Raw genomic sequence first — 14,101 nt, 5'->3', positions numbered from 1 at the left:
TTGTGGCGATGGCGGTTTCAGCGTAAGCGGAACCGATGGCCGAGACCTACCCAGCACCCCGTTTTGGAGCTCCGCGCGAGCCGAAATCCCCGGTGAATCCGGGCAGCCGGCTCGTGTCCATGTTCGATATCGCCACGGCCAGCCACGTCCGCGCGGTGAGCTTCCTGCTGTTGTGCGCGCTGCTGCTATTCCTGCCGGGCTTCTTTACGATTCCGCCGGTTGACCGCGACGAGGCGCGCTTTGCGCAGGCGACCAAGCAGATGGTCGAGAGCGGCGATTATGTAGACATCCGCTTTCAGGAGGACGTCCGCTACAAGAAGCCGGTCGGGATCTACTGGCTGCAAGCGGCCGCGGTCGAGACGGCATCGGCGCTCGGTCTGCCGAAGGCCGAGTTGCGAATCTGGGTCTACCGGCTGCCCTCGCTGATCGGCGCCATCGGTGCCGTGCTCATGACTTATTGGACGGCGCTCGGCTTCGTCACGCGGCGCGCCGCGGTGCTTGCAGCGCTTCTGATGTGCGCCTCCGTGCTGCTCGGCGTCGAGGCGCGGCTTGCGAAGACCGACGCGATGCTGCTGTTCTGCGTGGTCGCCGCGATGGGCGCGATGGCGCGGGCCTATCTGTCGTGGCAGCGCGCCGAGGACGAGACGCATCCGCCATGGAGCTGGCCCGCGATCTTCTGGACGGCTCTCGCTGTCGGCATCCTGATCAAGGGCCCGCTGATCCTGATGTTCGCAGGCCTCACCATCGTCGCGCTCGCGATCCAGGACCGCGATGCCTCCTGGCTATGGAAGCTGCGCCCGCTCTGGGGCCTGATGTGGATGCTGGTGCTGGTGCTGCCCTGGTTCGTCGCGATCTTCTGGCGCGCGGGCGATGCCTTCTTCGCCGATTCCGTCGGCGGCGACATGTTGAGCAAGTTGGGCGCGCAGGAATCCCACGGCGCGCCGCCCGGACTGTACCTGGTGCTGTTCTGGATCACGTTCTGGCCCGGCGCGCCGCTCGCCGCGATGGCCGCGCCCGCGGTCTGGCGCGCGCGGCGCGAGCCCGGCGCGCAGTTCCTGCTGGCCTGGCTGGTCCCGTCCTGGATCGTGTTCGAGGTGGTGCTGACGAAGCTGCCGCATTACGTGCTGCCGCTGTACCCTGCGGTCGCGATCCTCACCGCGGGCGCGCTGGAGCGGCGCGTGCTGTCCTGGTCCTGGCTGATGCGCGGCTCGGCCTGGTGGTTCGCGATCCCCGTTGGCGGCTCGATCATCGCGGTCGTCGGCGCGGTGATGCTGACGCGGCAGCCTGCTTTCGTGGCGTGGCCGTTCATCGCGGCCTCGCTGATCTTCGGCCTGTTCGCTTGGTGGCTCCACGACAACAATCACGCCGAGCGCTCGCTGCTCAACGCGCTGGTCGCAGCCCTGATGCTCGCGGTGACAGTCTACGGCATCGTGCTGCCGTCGCTGACGCCGCTGTTTCCGAGCATCGAGATCGCACGCGCGCTTCGCAACGTCACCTGCGTCGGCCCGAAGGCGGCCGCGGCCGGCTATCACGAGCCAAGCCTCGTCTTCCTGACCGGCACGCAGACGGTGCTCACCGATGGTTCGGGCGCGGCGGATTTCCTGCGGCAGGGGAGTTGCCGTTTCGCGCTGATCGAGCAGCGTTCGGAGCGCGGCTTCGTGCAGCGCGCCGAGGCGATCGGGCTGCGCTACAAGGTTGGTACGCGCATCGACGGCTACAATTTCTCCCAAGGGCGAGCGATCTCGATCTCGATCTTCCGCTCGGAAGGCACCGAGTAGGATGTCGGCACCCACCGACATCGCGCCGCGCGCGAGCTATCCCGCGCAATTGCTCACGCTGTCGGGGCGCGCCTTGGCGCAGCTCGTGCGTACGCCCTCGCATTCGCGCCGCGCCGAGGCCGCGCGAAAGCTGGCGCGGCATTCGCTATGGCTCAGTGCGGCAGGTGCAGCCCTGGTCATCGCGCTGATGGTCGTGTTCGACCTGACCGAGATCCAGCTGATGCCGGCGCGCGGCACGCCGGGCCTGTGGCCGATCCGCATCCTGACCGATTTCGGCAAGGACGAGTATGTGCTCTCCGTGCTCGGGGGCGGGCTGGTGGTGCTGGCGCTGGTTGCGGCGGGATTGCGCGGCAGAAGCCGCGCGTTGCTGCTCGGCCTCGGCACGCGGCTGCAGTTCATGTTTCTGTCTGTTGCCGTGCCGATATTCGTCGCCGAGATCCTGAAATATCTCATCGGTCGAGGACGTCCGTTCGTCGGCGGCAAGGCCAATCCGTTCAACTTCATCCCGTTCGAGGGGACGGGGGCCTATGCCAGTCTGCCGTCGGGTCATGCGGTGACGGCGTTCGCACTGGCGTTCGCCGTCTCGGCGCTATGGCCGCGCCTGCGCGTATTCATGTTCACTTACGCGATCGTGATCCTGCTGACGCGACTGGTGCTGCTCGCGCACCACCCGAGCGACGTGGTGGCCGGCGCCCTGGTCGGCATGGTCGGCGCCATGGCGGTGCGCTACTGGTTCGCGGCCCGCAGGCTCGGCTTTGCCATCCGTGCCGACGGCACCATTGTGCCTCTTGCAGGGGCGGTCTCGGGCCGCCTCAAAAGGGTTGCCCACGGGGCATCCGCCCCATAAAAGCGGCTGCCTGCCGGGCCGCCGGTTCCCGAGCCAAGCCAATTCCAACCACGAGCTTCGATTTGTCGTCCCAGCCTTCGGTTTTCCAGCCCTCGGTTTCCATCGTCGTTCCCGTGCGCAACGAAGCCGATAACATTGTGCCGCTGATCGAGGAGATCGGCGCGGCGCTCGACGGCCGCTGGGCCTATGAGATCATCTACGTCAATGACGGTTCGACCGACGCGACCGGCGAACGGCTCGGCGCGGTCATGAAGCAGCGGGACAATCTGCGCCAACTGCGCCATGCCAAATCAGGCGGCCAATCCGCGGCCGTGCGCAGCGGCGTGCGTGCGGCACGCGGCGCGATCGTGGCGACGCTCGACGGCGACGGGCAGAACAATCCGGCCTTCCTGCCGGACTTGATCGCGGCCGTCGAGAACGGAAGCAAGGTCGGACTCGCCGCCGGACAACGCGTCGGCCGCAAGGATACCGGCTTCAAGAAATTCCAGTCGCGCGTCGCCAACGGCGTCCGCAACGCGATCCTGAAGGACGGTACGCGCGACACCGGCTGCGGCCTGAAGGCGTTCCGGCGCGAGGTGTTCCTGATGATGCCCTATTTCGACGGGCTGCATCGCTTTTTGCCGGCGCTGGTGCGCCGCGAGGGCTACGAGATCGCCTATGTCGACGTGATCGACCGGCCGCGCCGCTCCGGCGTGTCAAACTACGGTTTCTTCGACCGGCTGTGGATCGGCATCATGGATCTCGTGGGCGTGTGGTGGCTGATCCGCCGCAAGAAGCCGACGCCGGATGTGACTGAGGTGAAGGCATGATCATCCAATACGGTCAGGCGCTGAGCAACTATTTCTACGACGTCTTCGTGGCCAAGTTCGACTTCTGGCTCGCGTTCGGCCTCGTCGCGCAGCTGTTCTTTACCGCACGCTTCCTGGTGCAGTGGATCGCGAGCGAGCGCGCCGGCAACAGCGTGGTGCCGATGGCGTTCTGGTTCTGCTCCATGGGCGGGGGGCTGATGACGCTGGTCTATGGCGTCGTCAAGCGCGAACCCGTGATCATCCTCGGCCAGGCGCTGGCGACCGTCATCTATATTCGCAACATCATGCTGATCGTGAAGAACCGCGGCCGGGCGTCAAAGACGCTGGAGCGCTGATCCAAGGCGACTAGCGCGGCAGCGCTGACGCCGCGCCTGTCGCAGGCAGGGCAGCGGTCTCCGTCTCGGTTCTGCGATGGGGCTCGCCGGCCGCGTCGAGCACGGGATAGGCGACCGAGCAGATATGCGAGTGGATGCGGCGCAGGTCCCGCAGCACGTCGAGATGCAGCGACGTGGTTTCGATGGTCTCGGGACGGCCCTCGCGCAGGCGGTCGAGGTGGCGCTCGACGGCGGCAAGCTCGGTATTGCGCAGTGCCGTTTTCTCCACCAGCAGCTTGCGTGCCTCGTTGGCGTCGCCCGACATGAAGACGCCGAAGGCGATGCGCAGCGAATCCATCGTGCGCTTGTGGAAGGCGGCGAGCTCCTCGGCGCCCTCGGGCGAGAACTGGAAGCGGCGCTTGATCTTCTTGGTCGCGAGCTCGCTCAGGCTCTTGTCGATGATATCGCCGATATGCTCCAGATTGATGGCGAAGGAAATGATCTCCATCGCGCGCCGGCCCTCGCTCTCGTCGAGGCTGCCCCGCATGAGTTTCGTCACGTAGAGCTTGATGGCTTCGTCGAGGCCGTCGACGATGTTGTCCATCTTCGAGACCTGGTCGACCAGCGCGCGGTCGCCGCTCATCATCGCCGCCATCACCTTGCGCAGCATGATCTCGACGAGATCGCCCATGCGCAGGGTTTCGCGGCCGGCATCGGCCAGCGCCAGCGACGGCGATTCTAGCGCGGTCTCGTCGAGATAGCGCGGCCGGGCCGGATCGGCCTCCTGCAAACGATCGGGCAGAAGCCGGGTCAACAGGCGCGACATGGTGTCGAGCAGGCCGATGAAGATAATGGCGGTGCCGACGTTGAAGGCGATATGGAACGCCGCAGTCATCCTGGCGAGATCCGGCTGCCAGGCGTGCATGTGCTCGGCGATCGGGCCCAGGAAGGGTAGGACCAGGGCGATCCCGATCACGCGATTGACGAGATTGCCCACCGGCAGGCGATAGCTGGCGGGATCGTCACGCTTGGCGCCTTCGAACACGGGATTGATGGCGCTGCCGAGATTGGCGCCAAGCACCAGTGCGAGCGCCGCGTAAGGCGAGATGAACTGCGAATAGGCGAGTGACATGATCAGCAGCACGCTGGCGACGCTCGAATGCACCGCCCAAGTGACGAGCGCCGCGATCACGATGCACAGAACGGGATCGCCCGTGATGGAGGACATCACGACGCGGACGCCCGGTGCGTTCTCGGCCGGCGCCAGCGTGTCGAGCAGGATGTGCAGCGACAGCAGCATCAGTCCGAGACCGATCAAGACGCGGCCGACGTCCTTGATCCGCGAGCGCGGACCCACGCGGAAGGCGATCAGTCCGAGCACGAACAAGACCGGCGCGACGGCGGCGATGTTGAACGACAGCACCTGCACGATCAACGTCGTGCCGACATTGGCGCCGAGCATGATGGCGAGCGCGGTGACCAGGCTGAGCAGGCCCTCGGCTGCGAACGAGCTCGTGAGCAGCGCGGTCGCCGTGCTGCTCTGGAGCAGCGCTGTCAGCCCGAGACCGGCGGCAAACGCGTTGAAGCGATTGCCAAGCGCCTTGCCGAGCAGCCGTCGCAGGTCGGGGCCAAAGGCGCGCAGAATCCCGCTGTGGACCATGTGCAGGCCCCACAGCAACAGCGCCACGCCGCCCATCAGATCGAGCAGTACCAACGTTCCCATGCTCCGAGTCCGGATTGGAGTCGATTGGTGAGGCTAGCGCCAAATGCTTGAGGTTCAAACCATTTGTTGGCGCGTCGGCGTTAACGTTTGCGGGTTCTGCACGTTCCCCCGGCGCGCGTTGGCGCGTCCCGCGGCGCGATGCCTTGTGAGCAGGCTCACATTGCTGCCTTGAGGGCAGCGAAGCCGCGATCGAGGTCGGCCTTGAGGTCGTCGACGCTTTCGAGCCCGATATGCAGACGCAGCGTGGGGCCGCCCGGCGCCCACTTGGTCGCAGTGCGATAGGCGTCGCAATCGAAGGGAATCACCAGGCTCTCGAAGCCGCCCCAGGAGAAACCCATGCCGAACAGTTTGAGCGTATCGAGCATGGTGTCGACCGCCTTCTGCGGCGCCGGCTTCAGGACGATGCTGAACAGGCCCGACGCGCCCGTGAAGTCGCGCTTCCAGATCGCATGGCCCGGATCGGTCTCGAGCGCCGGATGCAGCACGCGCGCGACCTCGGGACGGCTCGCAAGCCAGTGCGCCATGTCGAGCCCGGAGCGATGATGCTGCGCCAGCCGCACCGATAGCGTGCGCAGGCCGCGCAGTGCCAGGAAAACGTCATCGGGACCGGCGCAAACGCCGAGCAGGCGGATGCCTTCGGCGATCTGCGGCCAGGCCTTGGCATTAGCCGAGATGGTGCCGAACATGATGTCGGAATGGCCGCCGATATATTTGGTGGCAGCCTGCATGCTGATGTCGACGCCCTGTTCGAGCGAACGGTGATAGAGCGGCGTGGCCCAGGTGTTGTCGTCGATGATGAGCGCGCCGCGCCCATGCGCGACCTCGGCGATGACGCGGATGTCCGGCATCTCGAACGACTGCGAGCCGGGCGCCTCGACCAGAACGGCGCATGTGTTGGGCCTGAACAGCTTGTCGATGCCGGCGCCGATCATCGGATCGAAGTAGGTGGTCTCGACGCCGTAGCGGGTGAGCATGCCGTTGCAGAAATTGCGCGAGGGCCGATAGACGTTGTCGCAGACCAGGATGTGGTCGCCGGCCTTCAGCACCGAGAGCAGGGTGGTCGAGATCGCCGACAGCCCCGACGGCACGATGCCGACGCCGGCGCATTGCGGCCCCTCCAGCGCCACCAGGGTCTCCTGGAACGCACGGGTCGTCGGCGTGCCGTGCCGGCCGTACTGGAACTCGCCGCGATGGGCGTGCAGGTCCTCGGCGGTCGGATAGAGCACGGTCGAGCCGTGGAAGACGGGCGGGTTGACGAACCCCTTCTGCGCCTTGGTGTCGCGGCCGGAGGTGACCAGTCGGGTCTCGGCGTGCTGCTCGGAGGGGTGTGAGGAATCCATGCGTCTGCTTTCAAAAGCGCGTTTCCACGAGGCGCTGCGCCCGCGGGCTGGCCGAAAGGCCGCTGTCGTTAATAACAGAACACAGAAGAGTCCCGTCAACCCCTTGACCCGGCACGCCAGTCGTTCTGTTATCGCAGGTGCTATTCAGTCGCCGCATGTTGAGGGGCCTGCCGCGACCTTCGATCCATCGCCTGACCGGACCTAGCGCCACAGCCATAACGGCGGGCGCCTTTCGGCGAGGATTAAGGCAAGGCCTCCCGGGATCGGCGGGTGATCGGCAAGGTTTTCCAGCATGACTCTTGCAGGGCTGGTCTTGATACGGCTAGCCCTGGCAGAGACGATCGCAAAGACAACGTTCCTGACCTTGAGACGACTTTGAAAGGCCCAAAGCCCATGAAACGCGTAACCCTGGCTCTCACTCTCGCTCTCGCCGCCGGCCTGACTGCCCAAGCCGCCCATGCGCAAACGCTCAAGACCGTCAAGGACCGGGGCATGCTGTCCTGCGGTGTCAGTCAGGGTCTGCCCGGCTTCTCCTCGCCGGACGACAAGGGCAACTGGACCGGGCTTGACGTCGACGTCTGCCGCGCGATCGCCGGGGCGATCTTCAACGATCCGACCAAGGTCAAATACGTGCCGCTCTCCGCCAAGGACCGCTTCACGGCGCTGCAATCCGGCGAAGTCGACGTGCTGTCGCGCAACACCACCTGGACCATCTCGCGCGATACCTCGCTCGGCGCCAACTTCACCGGCGTGACTTATTATGACGGGCAAGGTTTCATGGTGAAGAAGTCGCTCAAGGTGAACTCGGCGCTCGAGCTCAACAGCGCCTCGGTCTGCGTCCAGACCGGCACCACCACCGAGCAGAATCTCGCCGACTACTTCAAGGCCAACAACATGAAGTACGAGGTGATCGCGTTCGGCACCAACGACGAAACGGTCAAGGCCTACGAGGCCGGGCGCTGCGACGTCTTCACCACCGACCAGTCGGGCCTGTACGCCAACCGCCTGAAGCTTGCCAATCCCGGCGATCACATGGTGCTGCCGGAAATCATCTCGAAGGAGCCGCTCGGACCAATGGTGCGCCACGGCGACGACCAATGGTTCGACATCGTGAAATGGACGCTGTTTGCCATGATCACCGCCGAAGAGCTCGGCGTGACGGCGAAGAACGTCGACGAGAAGACGAAACAGGAAAATCCGGAGTTGAAGCGCGTCCTCGGTACCGACGGCAATTTCGGTGAACAGCTCGGCCTGAGCAAGGACTGGGTGGTGCGCATCGTGAAGGCCGTCGGCAATTACGGCGAGGTGTTCGACCGCAACGTCGGCGCAGGCTCGCCGCTTGGTATCAATCGGGGTCTCAACAATCTCTGGAACAAGGGCGGTCTCCAGTACGCGCCGCCGATCCGCTGACCCCGCCTGATCCGCGCTCGCGGCGATGAGCATCGAGGCTCGCAAACCCCCGCCTCAGATCGCGCTGAAGATCAGGCGCGTGCTGGGAGGCAAGACAGGCTGGAACGGCATCGCCGTCCAGTTTGCCTTCGCTGCGGTCCTGGGCTGGATTGCCTATGAAATCGTCTCCAACGCCCGCGCCAACCTCGAGAACCAGCACATTGCGGCCGGCTTCGGCTTCCTCGCGAACAACGCCGGTTTCGACGTCAATCAGACGCTGATCTCGTATACCGGCTCAGACACGTTCCTGCGCGTATTCCTGGTCGGGCTCCTCAACACGCTCGTGGTCTCGGTGGTGGGCATCGTGTTCGCCACCGTGATCGGCTTCATTGTCGCGCTGTGCCGGCTGTCGCCCAACTGGCTGCTCGCGCGCATTGGCGAAATCTATGTCGAGATCATCCGCAACCTGCCGGTGCTGTTTCAGATCCTGTTCTGGTACCTGGCGGTGCTCGCGGCCTTGCCCAATCCACGACAAAGCATTTCGCTGCTCGGCATCGCTTTCGTCAGCAATCGCGGTCTCGTCATTCCCCGCCCGATCGGCGAGAGCGGATTCGAGGCGTTTCTTGTGGTGCTGGCGCTCGGCATCGTGGCTTCGGTGGCGCTGCGCATCCATGCGCGCCGGGCGCTGTTCCAGCGCGGTCAGGTGATCCGGATCTGGCCCTATGTGCTGGGGCTGCTGTTCGGACTGCCGCTCGTCACCATGCTGGTAGCGGGTCTGCCCTTCACCTTCGAGCTGCCGCAGCTCAAGGGCTTCAATTTCGCCGGCGGCTCGCGCATCATCCCGGAGTTCGTGGCGCTCACGTTGGCCTTGTCGACCTATACGGCCGCCTTCATCGCCGAGATCGTGCGTGCGGGCATCCTCTCCGTCCATAGCGGGCAGATGGAGGCGGGGTCGTCACTGGGCCTGAGCCGCGGCACTACGCTGCGCCTGGTGGTCGTGCCACAGGCGATGCGCGTCATCGTTCCGCCGCTGACCAACCAGTACCTCAACCTCACCAAGAATTCGTCGCTGGCCGTCGCGATCGGCTATCCCGACCTCGTCTCCGTGTTCGCCGGCACGTCGCTGAGTCAGACCGGGCAGGCCATCGAGATCATCGCCATGACGATGGGCGTCTATCTCCTGATCTCGCTGATCACCAGCGCCGTCATGAGCGTCTACGGTTGGCGCATCAGCCGGAGTCTCGGCGCATGAGCGATATCAGCTCGTCCAGTTTCGTCCGCCAGGATCTTCTCGATGAGCGTCCCGCGCCGGTGAAGACCACGGGCTTCGTCGGCCTGGTACGGACGCGCCTGTTCAACTCGCCGACCAACATCCTGCTCACGATCGTCGGCGCCTTGCTGCTGTGGTTCACCGTCATTCCTTCCGTCAAATTCCTGATGGTCGACGCAGTCTGGACCGGCAAGGATCGCACCGCCTGCCTCGCCGAGAACGCCGGCTTTGCGGTCGGTGCCTGCTGGCCCTACATCCAGGCCAAGCTGCCGCAACTGATCTACGGCTTCTACCCCGAAGCCGAACGCTGGCGGGTCGACCTCACGCTCGTCCTGTCAGTGGTTCTGTTGGTGCCGTTGCTCATTCCGCGGCTGCCCTCGAAAGGATTGAACGCAGGCCTGTTCTTTTTTGCGTTTCCAGTGGTTGCATTCTTTCTGCTGCATGGCGGCGGCATCAAGGGATTTGGCCTGAGCTGGACCGCTGACCTGCTGCAATTATTCGACGACAGCATCATCGGCGCCGGGCAGGCTCTGCTCAGTCTCGGCAAGACGTCCTCTGCCGCACCGGTGTTGTGGGTCGTCGGCAATGTCATCGTGCTCGTGGGTAACCTGATCTACTGGCTGATCTTTCCGCTGACCTGGCTGCGAGATCAGCTGCACGGGACAGGCCAGTCGATCTGGGCCGATTTCGCCATCACCGCCGCGATCGTCTCCCTGATCGCCTTCGTTCTCGGCGGCGGCCTCCGCACCGGGGGGCGGGCCCTGACGTCCAGCATCGCCACCTTCGTCGCCATCGCAATCGTGATCAAGCTGATGGGGCTCGATCACGGCGGACTGCCGATCGTGCAGACCAACCTGTGGGGCGGGCTTCTGGTGACGCTGGTGGTCTCTGTTACCGGCATTGTCACCTCGCTGCCGATCGGCATTGCGCTGGCGCTTGGCCGCCGCTCGACCATTCCGCTGATCCGGATCTTCTCGATAGCCTTCATCGAGTTCTGGCGCGGCGTGCCGCTGATCACCGTCCTGTTCTTCGCCACTTACATGCTGCCGCTGTTTCTCCCGGGCAATTTCACGGTCGACGGGTTGGTGCGTGCGCTGATTGGAATTTCGCTGTTCACCGGCGCCTATCAGGCCGAGAACGTCCGCGGCGGGCTGGCCGCCATCCCGCGCGGGCAGGGCGAGGCGGCCGCGGCATTGGGGCTGTCCTGGTGGAAGACGACCTCGCTGATCGTTCTGCCGCAGGCGCTGCGCCACGTCATTCCGAACCTCGTCAACAGCTTCATCTCGCTGTTCAAGGACACATCGCTGGTCTCGATCGTGGCGCTGTTTGATCTCTTGGGCTCGCTGCGGGCGTCGTTCTCGGATCCTAAATGGTCGTCGCCATCGACCGCGTTCACCGGGTTCGCCTTCGCCGGGATCATCTACTTCATCTTCTGCTTTGGAATGTCGCGCTACTCGCTCTTCGTCGAGCACCGCCTCAACGCTCACCGCCGCAACTGATCGAGGTCACCATGTCCGACCCCATCGTCAAGATATCCGGCCTGAACAAATGGTACGGCGAGTTTCACGTGCTGCGCGACATCGACCTTGCGGTCGAGAAGGGCGAGCGCATCGTGATCTGCGGCCCCTCCGGCTCCGGCAAGTCGACGCTGATCCGCTGTATCAACGCGCTCGAGGAGTTTCAGGAAGGCGAGATCGTCGTTGATGGCATCGAGCTCGGGCCGAACCTGAAGCACGTCGACGCGGTGCGGCGCGAAGTTGGCATGGTGTTCCAGAGCTTCAACCTGTTTCCGCACCTCTCCGTGCTGGACAATTGCACGTTGGCGCCGATCTGGGTGCGCAACATCCCCAAGAAGGACGCGGAGGCAGCGGCAATGAAGTTTCTGGAGCGGGTCAAGATCCCGCACCAAGCCAACAAGTTTCCGGGACAGATGTCCGGCGGTCAGCAGCAGCGCGTCGCGATCGCCCGCGCGCTGACGATGAACCCGAAGGTGATGCTGTTCGACGAGCCTACCTCGGCGCTCGACCCCGAAATGGTCAAGGAGGTGCTGGACACCATGGTCGACCTCGCCGAGGAGGGCATGACCATGCTGGTGGTCACCCACGAGATGGGCTTTGCCCGCGAGGTCGCCAACCGCGTGGTATTCATGGACGCGGGCCAGATCATCGAAGCCAACACGCCCAACGAGTTCTTCGCGGCCCCGCAGCATGCCCGCACAAAACTGTTCCTGAGCCAGATCCTGCGCTGAGTACCTGCAATCCGGTGGCGTCGCCGGTCTAACCGACCCGCCAGCTTGGCACCATGCGAATCGGCCAGCCTCTTTTCGGGCCATATTCCGGAGAGAGATTTTGCAGAGCAGCGCCGGCGCGCGCGCATTCCAGAACGCGCGATTGCAAAAGAAATTGAAGAAGCAGGCGGACGCGCTCATGTCCGCCGCGGTTCAGGCACTCGGGCAGGGCCGATACGCGGAGGTCGAGACACTCTGCCGCCGGATTTTGACGGAGGTTCCGGATCATTTCGACGCCGCTCACCTGCTCGGCCTGCGCGCGTATGATGGCGGGCGGCTCCAAGAGGCGCAACAATTGCTCGAGCGCGCGACCGTGCTCGATCCGCGTTCGCCCGATGCCCATGGTAATCTCGGGGCAGTGTATTTCACCCTCCAGAAGTTTCAGGACGCTCGCGCATGCCAGGAGAAGGCGATTGCGCTGAAGCCGAATTCTCCGATCGCCTTGACCAATCTGGGCAATACGCTGCTGCACATGGGCCTCGCCGAGCAGGCTATCGAGCTGCACGAACGCGCTATCAGGCTGAAGCCGGACTATGCCGATGCATTTTGCAATCGGGGCATGGCGGAGCTGATCGAAGGTCAGTTCCAGCGCGCCAAGGGGAGTTTCGATCGCGCCCTCGCTTTTCAGCCGCGCCACGCGGAAGCGATCGCGGGCAAGGGCATGGTATGCATCGAGCTCCGGCACTACGAAGAGGCGGCCGCGGCGATCGCGGCAGGGCTCGCGATCAAGCCGGATTCGCCGAAGATTCTGGCGCAGCGCGGACGGCTCAATCTCGATCTGTCGCGGCTGGAGCAGGCGCTCGCGGACTTTGATGGGGCGCTGGAGCTTTCGCCAAGGCTCGAAGTGGCCTTGCAGGGAAAGGCGCAAGTCAACCTTGTCAGGGGCAACACGGCCGGGGCGATTGCGGCGGTCAAGACGTTGCTCGAGGAAAATCCGCGGTCCGACATCGGAATTGCGCTTCTGGCTTCCTGCTATGCGAGCCAGGGAGACATCGCGACTGCGCTCGAACATCTCGACGCGGGGCTGGCAATCGCGCCTGATTATGCGGACTTGATCGGGCGCAAGATCTTCTTTCTGGACTATCTCCCCGACGCCGATTTTGCGGTTCAGCAGGCCGCACGAAAGCAGTGGTGGGACGCGATCGGCGCCAGATTGCCGCAAAGCGCGTTGTCGTCCCGCAAGCTCGATCGGGACAAGCGGATATTGATCGGATACGTCGCTTCCGAATTCAGGAACCACTCCGCAGCATTCGCTCTGTTACCGGTACTGCGCCATCATGATCATGCCAGGTTCGAGATCGTCTGCTATTCGTGCTCGCCGTTAGGAGATGAGATGACCGACGAATTCAGGTCCATGGCGGACGTCTGGGTCGATGCCTGGCAGCTTTCGGACGACGAGCTGGCCGATCGCATTCAGGCCGACAAGGTCGATATCCTGATCGACGTGTCCGGGCACACGACCGGCAACAGGCTCCATGTCTTCGCCCGCAAGCCGGCCCCGATCCAGGTCTCGGGGTTTGGTCACGCCACGGGCACGGGCCTTCAGACCATGGACTACGTGCTCGCGGATCCGGTCTTCATTCCGCAATCGGCGCGCCATCTGCTGGCTGAAAAGGTCTACGACCTGCCGTGCCTGATCACGATCGATCCCATTTTGGATCTACCTGCATCGGAGCCGCCCATGCTCCGCAATGGTTATGTCACCTTCGGCGTGTTCAACCGCATCTACAAGATCTCGGACGAGGCCATCCGGGTGTGGTCGAAAGTGATGCGCGAGGTGACGGGTTCGAAGATCATCATCAAGCATACCCTGCTCGACGATCCCATGCTGCGCGACAGCCTGGTCGCGCGGTTCGTAGCACAGGGCATTGCCGAGGAGAATGTCACCTGCCTGGGCTCGTCGCCGCGCCACGAGCATCTGCTGGCGTTTGCGAACATAGACATATCGCTCGACACGTTCCCGCAAAACGGCGGCGTCAGCACCTGGGAATCGCTCTATGCGGGCGTGCCGGTCGTAGCCAAGCTCGGCAACGGTGCATCGTCGCGCGCCGGCGGGTCGATCGTGGCTGCGGTCGATCTCAATGACTGGGTCGCCGATAATGACGAGGGCTATGCCGCGATCGCATCCAAATATGCGGCACAGCCGGCGCATCTGGCGAAGCTGCGCGCGGACTTGCCGGCTCGGATCGCGGCTTCGCCCGCCGGCAACGTCGAAATCTACACGCGCGAGGTCGAAGCGGCTTATCGCCAGTTCTGGCGCGACTATTGCGCCGCGGCTTCGAAGGGCGGCGACATGCGTAGGAGGCCAGCGGCGCCGGGCCGCTGAGCCCCGGGAAATCCCGGG

General features: G+C 64.4%; 11 protein-coding genes. 9 read left to right on the top strand and 2 right to left on the bottom strand.

The genetic code is table 11. From position 1 onward, the window contains the following. Positions 1–35: 35 nt before the first annotated feature. The 4 genes from IVB40_RS18780 to IVB40_RS18765 all read left to right on the top strand — a co-directional run bounded on the left by IVB40_RS18780 (position 36) and on the right by IVB40_RS18765 (position 3,769). Positions 36–1,778: a glycosyltransferase family 39 protein gene (locus tag IVB40_RS18780; protein WP_247815938.1), complete on the top strand. Its 1,743-nt coding sequence runs from the start codon at positions 36–38 to the stop codon at positions 1,776–1,778. Position 1,779: 1 nt separating this feature from the next. Beyond that, a complete protein-coding gene (locus IVB40_RS18775) occupies positions 1,780–2,625 on the top strand; it encodes a phosphatase PAP2 family protein (protein WP_027569957.1) in 846 nt (281 codons plus the stop codon). A 62-nt stretch (positions 2,626–2,687) separates the two neighbouring features. Next, positions 2,688–3,434: a glycosyltransferase family 2 protein gene (locus IVB40_RS18770; protein WP_247360934.1), complete on the top strand. Its 747-nt coding sequence runs from the start codon at positions 2,688–2,690 to the stop codon at positions 3,432–3,434. Further along, positions 3,431–3,769 carry a lipid-A-disaccharide synthase N-terminal domain-containing protein gene (locus IVB40_RS18765; protein WP_027517911.1) on the top strand — a complete coding sequence of 113 codons (339 nt, stop codon included), beginning with the start codon at positions 3,431–3,433 and terminating at the stop codon, positions 3,767–3,769. Before IVB40_RS18770 ends, IVB40_RS18765 begins: the two co-directional genes overlap by 4 nt. A gap of 10 nt (positions 3,770–3,779) precedes the next feature. On the opposite strand, the gene IVB40_RS18760 is transcribed toward IVB40_RS18765, so the two are convergent. Together IVB40_RS18760 and metC are read right to left on the bottom strand one after the other, a co-directional pair. Next, entirely contained in the window at positions 3,780–5,471 is a 1,692-nt protein-coding gene (locus IVB40_RS18760; RefSeq protein ID WP_247815936.1) for a Na/Pi cotransporter family protein, read from the bottom strand. 155 nt (positions 5,472–5,626) lie between these two features. Then, positions 5,627–6,811 carry a cystathionine beta-lyase gene (gene metC / locus IVB40_RS18755; RefSeq protein ID WP_247815935.1) on the bottom strand — a complete coding sequence of 395 codons (1,185 nt, stop codon included), beginning with the start codon at positions 6,809–6,811 and terminating at the stop codon, positions 5,627–5,629. Positions 6,812–7,204: 393 nt separating this feature from the next. Here metC and IVB40_RS18750 point away from each other — a divergent pair, with 393 nt between their 5' ends. The 5 genes from IVB40_RS18750 (at position 7,205) to IVB40_RS18730 (ending at position 14,083) form a co-directional block, all read left to right on the top strand. Continuing rightward, positions 7,205–8,221 carry an amino acid ABC transporter substrate-binding protein gene (locus IVB40_RS18750; protein ID WP_247434597.1) on the top strand — a complete coding sequence of 339 codons (1,017 nt, stop codon included), beginning with the start codon at positions 7,205–7,207 and terminating at the stop codon, positions 8,219–8,221. 25 nt (positions 8,222–8,246) lie between these two features. Next, positions 8,247–9,452 carry an ABC transporter permease subunit gene (locus IVB40_RS18745; protein WP_247286121.1) on the top strand — a complete coding sequence of 402 codons (1,206 nt, stop codon included), beginning with the start codon at positions 8,247–8,249 and terminating at the stop codon, positions 9,450–9,452. Continuing rightward, the gene (locus tag IVB40_RS18740) at positions 9,449–10,969 is read left to right on the top strand and encodes an amino acid ABC transporter permease (RefSeq protein ID WP_247462066.1); all 1,521 of its coding nucleotides are present in this window, start codon (positions 9,449–9,451) and stop codon (positions 10,967–10,969) included. The genes IVB40_RS18745 and IVB40_RS18740 overlap by 4 nt, the downstream gene beginning before the upstream one ends. A gap of 11 nt (positions 10,970–10,980) precedes the next feature. Beyond that, positions 10,981–11,718 (top strand): amino acid ABC transporter ATP-binding protein, encoded by a 738-nt coding sequence (locus IVB40_RS18735; protein WP_007591212.1) that lies wholly within the window; start codon positions 10,981–10,983, stop codon positions 11,716–11,718. A gap of 100 nt (positions 11,719–11,818) precedes the next feature. Beyond that, the gene (locus tag IVB40_RS18730) at positions 11,819–14,083 is read left to right on the top strand and encodes a tetratricopeptide repeat protein (RefSeq protein WP_247815934.1); all 2,265 of its coding nucleotides are present in this window, start codon (positions 11,819–11,821) and stop codon (positions 14,081–14,083) included. Positions 14,084–14,101 lie beyond the last annotated feature (18 nt).

The organism is Bradyrhizobium sp. 40 (assembly GCF_023100925.1).
Classification (GTDB): domain Bacteria; phylum Pseudomonadota; class Alphaproteobacteria; order Rhizobiales; family Xanthobacteraceae; genus Bradyrhizobium.
The sequence above is the reverse complement of the archived record's forward strand: the minus strand, read 5'-3'. Positions and strand labels throughout refer to the sequence as shown.